Source organism: Micromonospora matsumotoense (assembly GCF_900091525.1).
In the GTDB taxonomy this organism is placed as follows: Bacteria; Actinomycetota; Actinomycetes; order Mycobacteriales; family Micromonosporaceae; genus Micromonospora; species Micromonospora matsumotoensis.
On record NZ_FMCU01000015.1, the window covers coordinates 15,451 to 30,641 of the forward strand.

Here is a 15,191-nt window from a genome sequence, read left to right on the forward strand (position 1 = left end):
TCGCAGTTCGCGCCGCCGCCGGCCACCCGTTGCCCACGGGTGGCCGGCGGCCTGTTCAGCGCGGGGTCGAGCCGAGGCTGCGCGGGTTCAGCAGCGCGCGCAGCCGGGCCAGTGGCGGTAGCTGCCGCAGCACCGCGGCCCGGATCAGGTCCGCCTGGGTCCAGGCCAGGTCGGCGGCGGACGGGTTGATCCCACCGGGCGCGAAGGCCGCCTCCTCGTGCAGCCCGCCGAGCCGCCGTACGGCGTGGGCCACCGACTCGTCGAACCGGCCCTGGACCGTACCGACCACCTCACCGACGGTCTGCGACCGGGTGACCGCGACACCGCCGTCGAGCAGCCGTTCCACCGTCTCCCGCCAGGCACCCAGCGCCCGCCGGCCCGGGTCGACGGCGCCGCGTCGACGGCGTCGACGGATGCTCTTGGCGACGGGTACCGCCGCGCCGACCAGCAGCACCACACCGACCAGGACGGCGACCCCGACCGGCCAGGGCGTGTCACCCCCGCCGGGGCGCGCGTCGGTGGCCCCGGCGGCGGCGGGGGGATCAGCGGTCCGCGCCGCGCCGGCACCGGGGGTGGGCTCGGCGGACGGGCGACGCTCGGGCTGCTCGGGGGCGGGTTCGTCGGCGCCCTCGGTCTCGACCGTGCGGGTCGGGGTGGGATCGAAGTCCAGCCAGCCCACCCCGTCGAAGCGGACCTCCGCCCAGGCGTGGACGTCGCGGCCCTCCGCCCGGTAACGGCCCGCCTCGCCGGTGGGCCGGGGGCGGAACCCGACCACCACCCGTACGTCGTAGCCCAGGATCCGGGCCAGCACGGCGAAGGCGCTGGCGTACTGCTCGGCGGTGCCGACCCTGGTGCGACGCAGCTCGCGGATCTGGTAGAGACCGTGCCCACCGGGGGGCTCGGCGGTCTCCAGCCGGTAGTCCGCGAAGTGCCCCGCCAGCCGCTCCAGCGCCGCGTAGCTGCGCTCTCCCCCGGCCACCTGGCGGGCCCAGGTGCGCAGATCCTCCGGGGCGGCGAAGGCCGACTCGGCCGGTCCGTCGGCCGGGACGGAGACCCGCCTGCGCTCCTCGTCGACGACGCCGACGACGCTGTCGATCCGGTACTGCGCCGGCACCGGCTGGCCGGCGGGCACCACCACGTCGCCGCTGGCCTCGTCGACGGCGAGGCCGGCGACCGAGACCCCGGTGGGGCGACCGCTGGACAGCAGCCAGCCGACCACCTCGGGCCGGTTGACGCGGATCAGCTCGGTGCGGTGTTCCGCCGGGCCGGCGGCGGGCCCCGGCGGGAACCGCGTCCCGGCGTGCCGGTACCGGGCCCCGGTGCTCCAGAGGGTGCCGTCGAAACTCTCCAGGGTCACGTACCGCAGCCGCTGCGGCGGCTGGCTCGACGTGACGGTGACCGAGAACGGACGCTTGCCGCTGAACAGGGCGGGAAACAGGGCCAACGGGCTGGTCGACATCCGGGGCTCGACCGGCTCGGTGACGAACTGCCGGGCCTCGGCCGGTGCGGTTCGGCCCGCCGGGGCGAGCAGTTCCGCACCGACGCCGCCGGCGACGACGACCAGCCCGGTCAGGCCGACAGTGGTCAGTACACCGACCAGCCGCTGGTACGGCGCACGGCTCGCCGGGGCGGCCGGCTGCTCCCCGCCGGCACCCCCCGCCGGCGGTGGGCCGGGGTGCGACCCGGCGGGCGGTCCCGCGCCGAGCCGACCGAGGACGAGCAGCCCGGCGGCACCGACCGCGACGGCCGGGGCGAGCCAGCCCGGTGGCGGGCCGGCCGGCGCGGAGACGGACAGGCCGGCCGTCACCGCGAGCAACGGGGCGACCAGGGGCAGCAGGGCGGCCCGCCGGCGTAGCGCCGGTTCCACGGCACCGAGGGTGGCCGCCCCGACGACCAGCGCGACGACGGCGAACTCCGGCCCGGCCGGCTCCAGCGGCAGCGCCGCGCTGAGCAGTTGCCGGGTGGCCCGCACGATCGCCCATCCGGGGGCGACGACCAGCAGCACGAAACCCACCAGCACGCCGAGCGTCACGGCCAGCCGGTTCACCGGAGCGAGTCGGGTACCCGCAGCGAAGAGCAGGGTGGAGGCGGTGACCAGGCCGATCGCGCCGAGCAGGACGGGCCCGTACCGCCAGTCGGTGAGCGCGCCGCCGGGGCCGACGCCGAAGGCCGGTGCGAAGGCCGGGACGGCGGTGGCCGCCAACCCGGCCCCCACCAGCGCCCGGCCGAGCTGCCACCGGTCCGGCCGGCTGCCGCGTGCCGCCGGGCCGGCGTCGTCGCGTGGGTGGCGTGCTTCGTCGGGCCGGTTCAACATGCCGTTCCTCCACCGACCACCCGGGACCAGGCCCGGACGGCACCGTCGACGTGGGTGGCGCGCACGACGGCCAGACCCGCCCGGCGGGTGACCGTGGGCACCGGGGTGGACCCGTCGCCACCGGCCGGCCGGGCCCGGTCCGGCCCGACGTCACCCGGGTCCGCCCGGTCGGCGTCGAGCTGCACCACGACGACCTGGCTGAACCGGCGGCGCAGCGGCGCCAACCGGGCCACCAGGCCCTGCTCCGCGCCGGAGACCACGACCAGGGTGCCGCCCGGCCGGGCCCGCTCGGCCAGCCGGACCAGCACGTCGTTGCCGTCGGCGCGGCTGCGTTCGAGGGCGGCGAGCCGGTCGAGGACGTCGTACCCGCCCGCCTCCCGCACCGCCTGGCGATCCTCGCCGACGGCGACCAGGCTGACCTCGTGCCCACCCCGGGTCGAGGCGGCGGCGACCGAGGCGGCGACCTCCACGGCGACCTCGAAACCCGCCGGTGTCAGGACGTTGCCCCGGGTGTCGAGCAGGACGGTGGTGGTGGGCTCGGTGGTGTCCACGTGTTCCCGGACCAGGAGCGTGCCGCGTCGGGCGGAGGACCGCCAGTGGATGTGCCGGGGGTCGTCGCCGGGCTGGTACTCGCGCAGCGCCGCGAATGCCGTGGAACCCCGCGCCGACTGGTCGGTGAGCCGGCCCTCGAAGTCGAGGACGACCCCGCGCGGGACCGCCGGCACCGGATGCACCCGGGGGCGGATCCACAACCACGCCTGCCCGGAGATCGGCTGGGCTCGCCGGGCCAGGCCGAGCAGGTCGTACCGTTCGACCACCACCGGGCCGAGCCGGACCAGCCCGCGGCGGGCGGTGGGGACGGGCAGGTGCAGCGCGCGGCGTTGCCGGCCGGCGAGCGGGGCGACCCGGACCCGCAGCGGCGTCCCGTCGAACTGCTCGACGGCGTCGAAGCGGGGGGCCGGGAAGCGGTTCAGGTTGTGCACGTCGAGGCGGATCAGCGCCGGCTCGCCGACGGTCACCCGGTGCGGGGTGATGGTCCGGGTGACGCTGATCCGGGGTCGGATCAGGATCGCCGCCAGCGCGCAGGCGACCGCGACCGCCGCGGCCACCCCCACCCCGGTCAGGGTGGGGTAGCCGAGCGCCAAGCCGGCGACGGTCAGCGCGACGGCGCCCAGGAGCACCGCCCAGCCCGACCCGGTGAGCACCCTCACGACACTCCGGCGGCGGCCGGCACCGGAACCGCGCGCAGCACCTCGGCGAGCACCTGCTGCGGGCGTACGCCGCGCAGCTCGGCGTCGGGGTCGAGCAGCAGCCGGTGGGCCAGCACCGGCTCGGCGAGCGCCTTGACGTCGTCCGGGGTCACGTACCCGCGCCCCTCGCAGGCCGCCCACGCCTGGGCGGCCCGCATCAACGCCAGGCTGCCACGCGGGCTAGCCCCGAGCCGCAACTCCTCGCGGGACCGGGTGGCGTGCACCAGCTCGGCGACGTACCGGGCGATCGTGGGTGCGACGTGGATCGTGCCGGCGTACTGGATCATCCAGGACACCTGCTCCACGGTGGACACCCGGGCCAGCTCCGGCAGCGCCCGGGTGGCCCGGCCGGTGAGGATCGCGGTCTCGGCGTCCAGGTCCGGATAGCCGACAGCGATGCGCAGCAGGAACCGGTCGAGCTGCGCCTCCGGCAGGCGGTACGTGCCTTCCAGGTCGATCGGGTTCTGGGTGGCGATCACCAGGAACGGCCGGGGCACCGGGTGGGTGGTGCCGTTCTCGGTCACCTGGTGCTCCTCCATCACCTCCAGCAGGGCCGACTGGGTCTTCGGCGAGGCCCGGTTGATCTCGTCGGCGAGGACGAGGTGGGCGAAGACCGGGCCGGGCCGGAAGGTGAACCGGCCGTCGCTCTGGTCGTAGACCGAGGTGCCGGTGATGTCGCTGGGCAGCAGGTCCGGGGTGAACTGGATCCGGTGCCAGCTCGCCTCCAGGGAGTTGGCGATGCCCTTGGCCAGGGTGGTCTTGCCCACCCCGGGGACGTCCTCGACGAGCAGGTGGCCCCCGGCGAAGAGACAGGTCAGGGCGAGCCGGACCACCGCCGACTTGCCCTGCAGGGCGTACTCCATGTTCTGCTGCAACGCCCGAAAGGTGGCCGCGAAGTAGTCGGCCGGGTCGGCGCTGGGGCGGGACGGGTTGGTCGTCGGATCGGTACGAGGGTTCACTGGTCGGGCCTTCCGTTCGCGGCCTGGCAGGCGGGCGTGGTCTTCAGGGGAGGTGGGGGCTCTGCCGTGTCCAGCAGGGCGGCGATCTCGTAGCAGTGCCGGGTGCGGTGGTCGGCGGTGGCGACCAGGAACGGCGAGGCGTCCGGGGTGAAGTCCTCGATCGGCGTGCCGTCGCGGTAGACGAGGTAGTACTGGAAGCCCGGCAGCGCGGTGCCGTCGGGGAAGGTCAGCCGCACCGTGCCGGCGCGGGCGCTGGTGGCGGTCACCGGCAGCCGGTACAGCACCGGCTGCGCCTGCTCGGTGGCCGTCGGGGTCGGCGTCGACGGCGGGCCGCCGCGGTCGCCGAGCGCCAGCCCGACGCCCCCGGCGACCAGCGCGCAGACGACCGCCGCGACGGTCAGCGGTATCCAGCGGCGACGCCGGGCAGGCGGCGTCGGCGTCGACGGATCCGCCAGCGGGCGCACCGTGCTGCGGGTCGCCTCACCGGTCCCGGCGGCGTCCCGTGCTCCGGTGCCGTACCCCGACGACCCGGCCACCCCGCCGCCCGCGCCGGACCGGCCGTCACCGCTCGGGCCGCCGTCCGCAGGTGAGCGGTCGCCTGCGGCCGGGACGGGGGCGACCGCAGGCGGAAGCGTCGCGCCGCCGCCGGGCCGGCCGGCCGCGGCGTCCCCCGCAGCGAGGCAGGTGAGCCGATCCGCCACCGTGGCGGCGGCCGGTCGGGCCGCCGGATCCTTGGCGAGGCAGGCCCGTAGCAGGTCCCAGAGCGGGTCGGGCAGCCCGGCCGGCCGGGCCGGCTCCTGTTCCAGGTGGGCGAGCTGCAACGCCGCGGCACCCGAGCCCCGGATCGGCCGCTGGCCGGCCAGCAGCTCGTAGAGGGTCACCCCGAGGGCGTAGACGTCACTGGCCGGCAGCGCGGGGTGCCCGGTATGGATCTCCGGCGCGAGGTAGCTCGGCGTACCGACCACGACGCTCTCGCTGGTGAGCTGCGGGCCGTCCAGCAGCTTCGCCAACCCGAGATCGGTGAGGTAGGCGTGCAACCGGTCGCCGTCGTGCCGGAGCACCACGTTCTCCGGCTTCACGTCGCGGTGCACCACCCCGACCGCGTGCACCGCGGCGAGCGCACCGGCGACCTGGGCCAGCACGGTCAAAGTCTCCGACCGGGTCAGCCCGGCGTACGCCGCCGCCTGCCGGAGGTGCTCGCCGGTCACCAGGTCCATCACGATCGCGACCACGTCACCCTCGGCGACCAGGTCGTGCACCCGCACCAGGTGCGGGTGCATCAGCGCGGGCAGCACGGTGCGCTGGCGCAGGAACCGGACCAACGCGTCCGGGTGGCCGACCAGCTCGCGGCGCAGGATCTTGATCGCGACCGGCTGACCGTCGCTGATCCGCCGGCCGCGCCAGACCACACCGGAGGCGCCGCTGCCGATCTCCTCGTCGTACCGGTAGTTGCTGCCGAGCGGGGCGCCGGTGGGATCCGGGTGCAGGGTGGCCAGTTCCCGGGGATCGACCACCGGCGTCCCCACCGACGGCTGCGCGCCGGCCGTCGACGACTCCTTCGTGTCCACGCCCCCCGGCGGGGTCGGCCGGCTGCGCGGCGGGCCCGTGCCGGCCACCCGGTCACCGATCTCCTCGACCGTCGGCCGGCACGCCGGATCCCGGGCGAGCCCCCGCACCAGCACGTCGGTCACCTCCGGCGGCACGTCCGGCCGGTGCAGCCGGGGCGGGGCCGTGGTGAGCGCCCGCAGCGCCGCCGGCTGGCCGGTGCCGAACGGCGGCTCCCCGGCCAGCAGCGCGTACGCGGTCGCCGCCAGGGCGTACCTGTCGCTCGCCTCGGTCGGGTCCTCGCCGAGCAGGACCTCGGGTGCGCTGTAGGCGGGATCCGGCTCCACCAGGTGCACCGGTGGTGGCGGTGCCAGCCGGACGACGCCGGTGGGATCGGAGAGCAGCCGGGCGGGACTGACCACGCCGGCGACCAGCCCGACGCCGTGCAGGGTGGTCAGCGCTCGTGCGGCGGCCCCGACGGCGACACCTGCGGTCGGGGCGGACAGTGCTCCACTGCGCAACAGGTCGGCCACCGTCGTCGGATGGTCGGGGAACCGCAGCCACGGGTGACCGTCCGGGTCGACGCCGCCGTCCTGCACCGGGGCGATCCCACCCTCGTCGGGCAGGGACCGGAGCAGGTCGAGGTGACGCAGGTAGCCTCGGGCGGCGGCCCGGGGCAGCGGAGCCGCGCCCCGCCAGGAGACCGCCCGGGGTCCGGCACCGCCGTCGTTCGCCATCTGCACCGCCGCCTGTCCGTCGATCCCGGTTCGGTCCCGACGGTCCGATGTGGATTCACGGATCAGACCCTAGGTCAGGCCCGGTACGCCCCGAAACCGGAAGCCCTCACCGTTGCGGGATCGTGGCTGTCGTCCCTCACGACGGCGCTACTGCCGCAGGTCGTCCTTGGTCACCAGCCGGCGGGACAGCGCGTACTCAGCGAGGTTCTCCAGGGCGTTGTGGCCGGTGAGGCTCGGTGCGCCAGCGGCGGTGAGCCGGGCACGGAGGTACTCGATCCGCCTCAGGACGGTCGACCTCTTCTCACCGAGCCGGGCGGCGGCGGCCTGGTAGCTCCTCGGTTTGGGCACCGCCTCCGGCGGGTCCCGCAGGTACTCGACGAATAGGGCCGCCATGGTCCGCCGCTCGGCTGCGGTGACCAGCACCTTCTCCCCGACGACGGTCGGCAGGCCGGGGGAGAGCGTCTGCTCCGGCCGCGGATGACTGATCGGCACGTCCACCCGGATCCGGTGGCTGCGGGCACCCTCGACGAGCACCCAGATCGGCTCTTCGACCGGCAACCGCTGCCCCGGCCCGAGAACCTTCCGTAGCCCGCGCTCGTCGATCACCGACAACGGTCGGCTGGTGGAACGGTTGGTCAACCGCCAACCATCGTGGACAAACTCGAACACGCCAGCCCGCCGGGACACCGCGATGTCCTCCGGGTCGAGACAGACCGTGCAGTCGGCGGCTCGCCCGAACGTGACGATGTCGGTCGGCTGGCCGATGTGCACGGTGTTGTCGAAGGTGACGGTCAGATTGGTCAAGATGCCGGGTAGTCCTTCCCAATCCTCGGCGCTGCCGATGGTCTCCCGGATGTCCTACGCTCGTCCAGCGGAGGAGCCGGGCGCGGTGACTCTACCGTAACAGCGCGCAACGGAGGTAGTTATGCTCAAGCGGCACCGTGAGCGGCTCACCCAGGTCGGACTCGTGGTCGGCGTGCTGACGACGGTGCTGGTGACCACGTTCGGAATCGGCTACCGGTCCTCGGAGGCGGTGCTCGGCGACGCCAGCACCTACGTCCAGAAGGGCCAGACCGTCGTTCGGGTCAACGCCGAGAGCGGCGAGGCCGATGCCCGGTCCGCCCGCGCCCTGGCCACCGGCCGGCAGCGGCTGGAGGTGGTCCAGGTCGGTCCGGAGCGGGTGTACGTGGTCAACAACGAAACCGGTGAAACCTGGCGGATGCCGACCGACGACATGCGGCCGACCCGGGTCGACCAAGCGCCCGGTGCCGGCACGACTCCGTCGGCCGGCACCTCCGGCCGGCCCGCCACGGGCACCGGCGACCAGCCGTCCAGCCCGCCGTCACCCGCCCCGGGCAGGCGGACGGCGGCGGACGGCCGGGAGGGCACCCGCCAGCTCGTCACCGGTGGCGGGCGGGCCTATCTGCTGAACCCGGTCGACGGCACGCTGGCCCTGCTCGACGGCGACAACTCCCGGCCAGTGAGGCTGCCGGCCCGGGTCGACGACGCCGTCGTCGACAGCCACGGGACGGCCTGGGCGCTTTCCCGGATCGCCGGCAGGCTCTACCGGATCGACGGTGCCGGGATACGGGACGAGTCGGTCGTGTCGACGCCGGAGGGTGCCGTCCGGCTCACCCTCGCCGGTGACCGGCCGGTCGTCTACCAGGCCGTCCGGGGCACCGGCGGCTCGGCCCGGATCATCGGTGACGGCTCGCGGGGCGATCGCACGGTGGACCTAGACAGGAGCGTCGACGCCGGTGCGGTCCGGGTCGCCGAGCCGGGTGCCCCGGTCCCGGTGCTGGTGACCCTGCACCAACCCGATGACACCGTGTCGGTGATCGACTTCAGGACCGGGACGCAGCACGAGGCCAGACTCTCCGGACGGCAGGGCATCCGGGACTACGGTCGGCCCGTGGTGACCGGGGACCGGATTTACGTACCGGACCACCGTCAGCGCCAGGTAATCGTCCTGGAGTTGGGCACGCTGCGGCAGCGGCGTGCGGTGCAGGTCCCCGGCACCGGTCGGTTCGAGGTGACCTACCGCGACGGGCGGGTCTGGGTCAACGACCCGTACGCCCGACGGATGCTGGTCTTCGACCGGGACGAACTACGCGAAGTGGATAAGGGACGGGGTGACGGTGTGACCGACGACCCGGTACCGACCATGCCGCGCACCACCGCGCCGCGGACCACCCAGCCGACTGTCCGCCCGAGCACGTCAACCGCGCCGCCCCCGCGGACCACGAGCCCTCGGCCGACCCGGTCGACCAGTCCTCGTCCCCGGCCGGCGCGCACGCCGCAGCTGGTCGAGGTACCGCAGGTGGCCGGCAAGGATCAGGCCACCGCCTGCGCCGACCTGACCGCGGCGGACCTGCGGTGCGTGCCGACCACCCGCAGCGACCCCGGATGTGAAACCGGTCGGGCGCTGGCCTCGGTGCCCGAGTCCGGTTCCCGGGTGCACCCCAGGACCCAGGTGACCGTCTTCGTCTGCGGCCCGACGGTGGTGCCGCCCGTCCTCGGCAGCTTCGTCGACCAGGCGTGTCAGGCGATCCAGAATGCCGGGCTGACCTGTACGCCGGTCGAGGGCGGGATCGCCGCGACGCCGGCGGAGATGGGCAAGGTGATCGGACAGAGTCCCGAGGCGTCCAGCCAGGTCGCCAACCGGACGCAGGTCACGGTGACCTATCTCGGCAAGGACCGGGTCACCGTGCCGGACGTGAACGGGCTGGCGTCGGCGGCGGCGTGCGAGCGGTTGACGTCGCTCGGCTTCGGCTGTGCGCCCAACCCGGAGGAGGTAACCTGGGACGTGGACGTGGTGAAGAGCCAGGATCCACCCGCCGGTACGGCCGCGGCCGTCCCCGGAACCCAGGTGAAGATCAACTATCAGGACACCGCCGCCGTGCACCTGCAGCGGTTCAAGGTCAGCGGCCAGGACGCCCGGATGCTGTCGCTCGACCCGAACCCGCAGGCCGGTTTCGAGCAGCAGCCGGCGATCGGTGGGGCCTACCCGCCGGACGCCCAGGCGCCCGGCCTCGTTGACGTCTACGGCTTCGTCTGCCGGAACAACTGCGGCGGCGGTACCCGGGACATCAGCTACTACTACTCCCAGGACCCTAACCCGCCCACCTCGCGGTACGAGAGCATGGGCCGGATCTTCCGGTGCTTCGGCAGCCCGGTACCGGGCACGGCCCTGCTGAACGGCATGTACAGCAACGCGCGACGGGCCTGGGGCTTCGCCCCGGTAGGCAGTTTCGAGCATGACTCGCACACGCAGAACGGTTACACCGACCAGACCACGAATATCTGCTACATCTGGTTCAAGGTGCCGCCTTTCCGGCCGAACGGGTAACTCGGGGCCCTCGACATCGTCTACCGAGCACTCCTCGCCGGTGCCACAGCCGCATCAACGTGGCAGCTTGACAGAGAGCAAGCGGACGCGATTCGGCACCGCCCCCGGGTTGGTGCCGTCGGCACGGGTTTGCCGCCCTGCCCGGCCTCGGCGACGAAGTCGGCGAGCGTCACAAAGCGGAGCGGATCCGGATGCGGCCGGGCGCACTCGCGCGGCCGGGGGTCCCGGGTGCCGCGCGACTCGAGCGCGATGGTGGCCAGCAGCCGGGCCCGGGCCGGACCGGGGCCGTCCGGAGTGAGGACCGCCAGGGCGCGTTCCGCAGCGGCGACGATGCCGGCCGCCTGCTCGGGGTTGTCGGCGCGGGGCCAGAGCGCCGGTACGTCGTAGGCACCGATCACCCGCGCGGTCAGCTCCAGGTCGCCGAACTGCTCGGCGGCGGTGACCGCCACGGCCCGCTGCTCTTGAGCCACCTCCAGCCCACCAGCACCGGTGACCGCAAGGTTGCGCAGCAGGCCGACAGCGGACTCCAGCCGCACCCGGGCTCCGCCGACCAGCACCCGGTAGTAGGCGGAAGCGGCCCGCATCAACACCTCGCCCGCCGGGTCTGACCGGCCGGGGCCGTCCAGACGCGGATCGTGCCGCAGGATATCGATCTCCAGCAAAGCCCGTCGACGGCGCTCACCACGACGCCACGGCTTTCTCAGACGAGACTGTGCTACCCGGCAGCCGGGATCGACCGTGGCAACGATGCTCGCCAGAGCCGCGCCTGAGAGCACCCTCCAACGACGTGCGGATCTTCGCGTGCGACAGCAACAACGCGGCGCTGGCTCGCACCGCCTCCCTGGCCATCTTCCTGAACACGTGGATGGAGGTCTCGGCGGTGGTGACCGGGCTGGCGTCGCCCATACCGAGCTGAATCACTATCAGGTCCACCCCCGCAGCCAATGCCAGAGCCGCGCCGCCACGTGCCTGGTTGCAGATCGCGTCCATGGGCTCGCTGAACGGTCCTCGTGCGCAGCTTGCCGGTGCGTCCCCTGGCCGGTCTTGGGACCCAAGGTCGAATCCCGACTCACGAACTGAATTGAAGGCTCTTGCGAGCGTCGACCGGCTCGTAGTCGATGGAAATCGTGAACCAGTACGAAAACCGATTTTCACCCAATCTCCCTGGGTGAGGGTGTGACCACCACCGACAAAAGGAGAAAGCGATGAAGAGCCACGGTGCTGTCGTGAAGCGGTGCGGCTGCCTGGACCCGGTCACCAGGCGGACGTTGGGCAAGAGCTGCCCGAGCTTGCCGGAGTTCGATCATGGAAGTTGGTACTTCCACTGCTCCACCAGGAACCTGCTCGGACAGGCCGAGCGGGTACGCCGGGGCGGGTATACGTCGGAGGCGGCCGCGCGGAAGGCCCGCGATGAGCTCCTGATCCTGTCTCGCGAGCAGCAGGCCGGCCGGTCGTGGACGGTCACGCGGTGGTTGCGGTACTGGCTGTCGGCCAGGACCCGGATCCGGCCGACGACCAGGATGCACTACACGCGCGACGTGGAGCGTTTCCTCGTCCCCCACATCGGGCACCTGATCCTCGGTGAGCTGACCTCCCGGCAGCTCAATGCGGCGTTCACGCAGATCGCCGCCACCCGCAACCGGTCCGGCCAGCCACAGACGCCCTGCACGCTGCAGCACATCCACACCACGCTGCGCGCCGCGCTCAACGCCGCCATCCGGGAGGGCCTCATCGTCGACAACCCCGCCCGGCGGGTGGAGCTACCCGTCCAGGAGCGTCCCCTGGCGCGGCTGTGGACCGAGAACAGGGTCGCCGAGTGGGAAGCCACCGGCGAGCGGCCGTCCGTCGCTGTCTGGACACCAGTCCAGCTCGCCGCGTTCCTCGACTACGTCCGCGACGACAACCTGTTCGCCCTGTGGTGGCTGATCGCCCTACGCGGCCTACGCCGCGGCGAAGCCGCCGGCCTGCGCTGGACCGAAATCGACCTCCAAGCCCGCCAACTGTCCGTCGTACGGCAACGCACCACCGCCGGCTACGACGTCCACGAAGGCCCACCCAAGTCCGCGACCAGCCGCCGCACGATCGCCCTCGACCGGCACACCGCACGGATACTGCGCCGGCACGCCGAACGGCAACGCCACCACCGCACCCGCCGAACCGGCTGCGGGAAGGTCTGCCACGACAGCGGCTACGTCTTCACCAGCCCCGACGGACTACCCGTGCACCCCGGCTACCTCACCCAACGCCTGCGCCTCCTGGTCGACCGGGCCGGACTACCCCCGATCCGGCTGCACGACCTCCGCCACGGCGCCGCCACCCTCGCCCACACCGCCGGCGCCGACCTCAAGACCATCCAACACCAACTCGGCCACGCCACGATCCGGATCACCGCCGACACCTACACCACCAGCCTCCCCGCCACCCAACACAAAGCCGCCGAAGCAACCGCCCGCCTCCTCCTCAACGCCGGCACACCCGGCGCCGAGATGCGACCACCCGCCCGGCATAGCGATCACGGGAAGCGACGCCCGCCAACAACCGCGACGACGGAGCCGATCTCCGAGCGAAACCAGCAGATGCCGCCAAGAGCCGAAGACAACGCCACCATGCAGCCGGAGCCCGACGGCCGCCGAACACCCGGAACTCGCTGATCACCCCTCGCTCGCCGGACGGCCTGCCCTGGGACAGGAACGCTTCTCCTGCTCCCAGGCAGGCCGCTATCCGAAGCGCCCCGCCTCGAAGATCAGGCTTGGTAGGCCCCCGCCAGGGACGCCCTGACCCGCACATGCTGCAGGAGCAACTCGGCCGACGCCCGTACCGCCTTCTTGGCCATCTGCTGGAACACGCAGATGTAGGTCTCGATGGTCGTCAACGGAGTGTGGTGGCCCATGTCCTCCTGGATCTGCTTCAGGTCCACCCCGGCCGCCGAGGCGATCCCCGCAGCGCCGTGCCGCAAGTCGTGCAGCCGCACCGGCGGCAGATCCACATCCTTGACCAGCTTCGCGAAACGGCGGGTCAGCCAGTCCGGACGCACCGGCCGCCCATCATCGTGCACGAACACCCGCTGTTTCGGATCGACCCGACCGAACCGCCGACGTTGCCGATGCCACAGATCCGTCAGCAGCCGCACACTGAACTCGTCCAACGCCAAGGTCCGCACCCCGGCCGCCGACTTCGGCGGACCCAACCGCTCCACCCCACGCACCACGACCACCTGCTCCCGGATGGCCAACTCACCATCGGTCAGGTTGATGTCCTCCCACCGCAACCCGGCGATCTCACCCCGACGCGGCCCCCGCAACGCCACCAGCCACCACAACACGAACAACGGATCACCCTGCACAGACTCCAGGAACCGGCCGACCTGATGCAGCCCCCACACCGCCACCCGAGGCCGCACCCCCGTGTCGTTCCACGCCTTCTCCCGCTCCGCGTCCCACACCACCGCCCGGGGGCGTGCCCCGTTCGGCAGCCGCAGCCCCCGGCCGGGATTCCGGTCGATCACCCCCTGCCGCCGCGCCGCCGACAACGCGCTGCGCAGCACCGCACGAATACCGTTCAGCGTGCCCGGAGAAATCAGCCGTCCACCTCGGACATGGCGGTGCGAGATCCGGTCCATCGCCCGCTGGGCATCCCGGGTACGCAACCCCCGCATCCGGACGTGACCCAACTGCGGGATGAGGTAGTCGTTCACCAGGCCGCGGTAGTTGACCATGGTCGAGGGACGCAGCCGCCCCTCGTTCTCCGACAACCAGAACTCCAGCCAACGCCTCAGCGTCCACATCCCCGCCGCCTCGCGCCCCGGCACCTGCCGCAGCGACCAGCAGGCCCGCTCGGCCTCTGCCCGGCTGGCGAAACCGCCGCGACGCACCCGGACACGCCGGTCGTCAGCACCGGTCAACTGCACCGCGAAGTACCAACGGCCGTGGTCGACCTCGGCCAGACGATCGCAGCGCACACCCAACTGGCGACCGGTCTGCTCGCACCGACAGCCGCACCGCCGGTACACCAGGCCCGCCTCGTTAGCCCTAGCCACTCATCCCCCACGACACCCGGACAGGCTAGACAGCAGGCACGCCATGATCATCAACCGAGTGGATCATGGCGCTCAGACGAAGAGGCGGATCCGCATCATCCGTCCGCGAATCCGCTGCACATCAACCCGAAAGCCCAGATCAACGCGGCCCCACCAGGCCCGGCATGTGGGTCACAGACGTGACCCACATGCGACCCACAACGACCCGAAAGCCAACGGCAACCATGAATATTGCCTGGTAGAACTTGTGCGCCCGAAGGGACTCGAACCCCTAACCTTCTGATCCGTAGGCAGCCATGTGGGTAGAGTCATCCGTATAGCACTCTATCAAAGTTGGTCCAATTGTCTAACCCTAGATCCTGGTGAGTCCAGCCGGATAACCGCAGTTCCACGCCCCCTGCCAGACCATGAGCCGCGCAGCACTACCTCCCGCGATCGGGGCAAGGGCCCAGCTTCCGCAGCGGTCCGAGGGGGTCCATGCCAGTTCCCCGACGTCCGAGCACCCATGGAGCACCCAGGAAGGTCAGGCCGGCTGGTCAACATCGCGCTCCACGACACCATGCGTGCCGCGACACGGCTGGCCAGCAAAGCCGGATTCCGGTAGTTGTCCTGACTTCCCAGCCTGTCTTCGCTACGTCGCCATACGCGGCGTCGCCCCTACGACGTCAGCCCGTACGGGGGTGCGGGAGGATTCGCACTCATCCCAGTACGTGGTGGGACCTGCCGCTCTGGGATCAGAACGTTCTCGCCGGTGACTTCGAACGCGGTGATCGTGGCAAGGTCCTGCACCGCCTGCACGAAGCCCTCGACCCACATCAGGGTGATCGACGTCTTGCCGTCCTTGCGGTCATGCAGCGTCCCGGACGCGTTCGGTGCGGTCCGTGGGTCGTCGCCGTACGCGAGCCGGTTCCGGACCGCTTTGGCATCGCGTAGGTAGTGGCCAGAGCCTGCGCCTCGATGGTCGTCCACAACCAGCACCCACCGCGCCCCGGCTCGGGCTG

At 72.6% G+C, this 15,191-nt stretch carries 11 protein-coding genes; 3 read left to right on the forward strand and 8 right to left on the reverse strand.

Annotated features, from left to right (window positions below; genetic code table 11):
• Positions 1-55: 55 nt before the first annotated feature.
• From GA0070216_RS36205 to GA0070216_RS24425, 5 genes are all read right to left on the reverse strand, one after another.
• Positions 56-2,314, reverse strand: a complete 2,259-nt coding sequence (locus GA0070216_RS36205) for a transglutaminase-like domain-containing protein (RefSeq protein ID WP_091250843.1) — start codon at positions 2,312-2,314, stop codon at positions 56-58.
• Positions 2,308-3,525 (reverse strand): DUF58 domain-containing protein, encoded by a 1,218-nt coding sequence (locus GA0070216_RS24410; RefSeq protein WP_091250845.1) that lies wholly within the window; start codon positions 3,523-3,525, stop codon positions 2,308-2,310. Before GA0070216_RS24410 ends, GA0070216_RS36205 begins: the two co-directional genes overlap by 7 nt.
• Entirely contained in the window at positions 3,522-4,523 is a 1,002-nt protein-coding gene (locus GA0070216_RS24415) for an AAA family ATPase (RefSeq protein ID WP_218108278.1), read from the reverse strand. Before GA0070216_RS24415 ends, GA0070216_RS24410 begins: the two co-directional genes overlap by 4 nt.
• Complete coding sequence (locus GA0070216_RS24420; RefSeq protein ID WP_245722704.1) at positions 4,520-6,805, reverse strand: protein kinase domain-containing protein; 2,286 nt, start codon at positions 6,803-6,805, stop codon at positions 4,520-4,522. The genes GA0070216_RS24415 and GA0070216_RS24420 overlap by 4 nt, the downstream gene beginning before the upstream one ends.
• A 147-nt stretch (positions 6,806-6,952) precedes the next feature.
• Positions 6,953-7,609: an FHA domain-containing protein gene (locus GA0070216_RS24425; protein ID WP_091250849.1), complete on the reverse strand. Its 657-nt coding sequence runs from the start codon at positions 7,607-7,609 to the stop codon at positions 6,953-6,955.
• A 121-nt stretch (positions 7,610-7,730) separates the two neighbouring features.
• Between GA0070216_RS24425 and GA0070216_RS24430 the strand changes: the two genes are divergently transcribed.
• The gene (locus GA0070216_RS24430) at positions 7,731-10,154 is read left to right on the forward strand and encodes a PASTA domain-containing protein (protein WP_091250851.1); all 2,424 of its coding nucleotides are present in this window, start codon (positions 7,731-7,733) and stop codon (positions 10,152-10,154) included.
• A gap of 20 nt (positions 10,155-10,174) precedes the next feature.
• Here GA0070216_RS24430 and GA0070216_RS34715 read toward each other — a convergent pair whose 3' ends face one another.
• The gene (locus GA0070216_RS34715) at positions 10,175-10,738 is read right to left on the reverse strand and encodes a hypothetical protein (protein WP_176739120.1); all 564 of its coding nucleotides are present in this window, start codon (positions 10,736-10,738) and stop codon (positions 10,175-10,177) included.
• Between the two features lie 203 nt (positions 10,739-10,941).
• Here GA0070216_RS34715 and GA0070216_RS36210 point away from each other — a divergent pair, with 203 nt between their 5' ends.
• Together GA0070216_RS36210 and GA0070216_RS24440 are read left to right on the forward strand one after the other, a co-directional pair.
• Positions 10,942-11,070 (forward strand): hypothetical protein, encoded by a 129-nt coding sequence (locus GA0070216_RS36210; protein ID WP_281190461.1) that lies wholly within the window; start codon positions 10,942-10,944, stop codon positions 11,068-11,070.
• Between the two features lie 289 nt (positions 11,071-11,359).
• Positions 11,360-12,805, forward strand: a complete 1,446-nt coding sequence (locus GA0070216_RS24440) for a tyrosine-type recombinase/integrase (RefSeq protein ID WP_091250853.1) — start codon at positions 11,360-11,362, stop codon at positions 12,803-12,805.
• A gap of 92 nt (positions 12,806-12,897) precedes the next feature.
• Here the strand turns inward: GA0070216_RS24440 and GA0070216_RS24445 are convergent, their stop codons facing one another.
• Together GA0070216_RS24445 and GA0070216_RS24450 are read right to left on the reverse strand one after the other, a co-directional pair.
• Positions 12,898-14,112 carry a tyrosine-type recombinase/integrase gene (locus GA0070216_RS24445; RefSeq protein WP_245722687.1) on the reverse strand — a complete coding sequence of 405 codons (1,215 nt, stop codon included), beginning with the start codon at positions 14,110-14,112 and terminating at the stop codon, positions 12,898-12,900.
• Between the two features lie 735 nt (positions 14,113-14,847).
• Complete coding sequence (locus GA0070216_RS24450; RefSeq protein ID WP_141723181.1) at positions 14,848-15,168, reverse strand: hypothetical protein; 321 nt, start codon at positions 15,166-15,168, stop codon at positions 14,848-14,850.
• Positions 15,169-15,191 lie beyond the last annotated feature (23 nt).

Excerpts from the sequence above, each read along its gene's own strand:
- GA0070216_RS36205 (WP_091250843.1), bottom strand. The coding sequence starts at position 2,314 with ATGTTGAACCGGCCCGACGAAGCACGCCACCCACGCGACGACGCCGGC.
- GA0070216_RS24420 (WP_245722704.1), bottom strand. The coding sequence starts at position 6,805 with ATGGCGAACGACGGCGGTGCCGGACCCCGGGCGGTCTCCTGGCGGGGC.
- GA0070216_RS24430 (WP_091250851.1), top strand. The coding sequence starts at position 7,731 with ATGCTCAAGCGGCACCGTGAGCGGCTCACCCAGGTCGGACTCGTGGTC.
- GA0070216_RS34715 (WP_176739120.1), bottom strand. The coding sequence starts at position 10,738 with ATGCGGGCCGCTTCCGCCTACTACCGGGTGCTGGTCGGCGGAGCCCGG.
- GA0070216_RS24440 (WP_091250853.1), top strand. The coding sequence starts at position 11,360 with ATGAAGAGCCACGGTGCTGTCGTGAAGCGGTGCGGCTGCCTGGACCCG.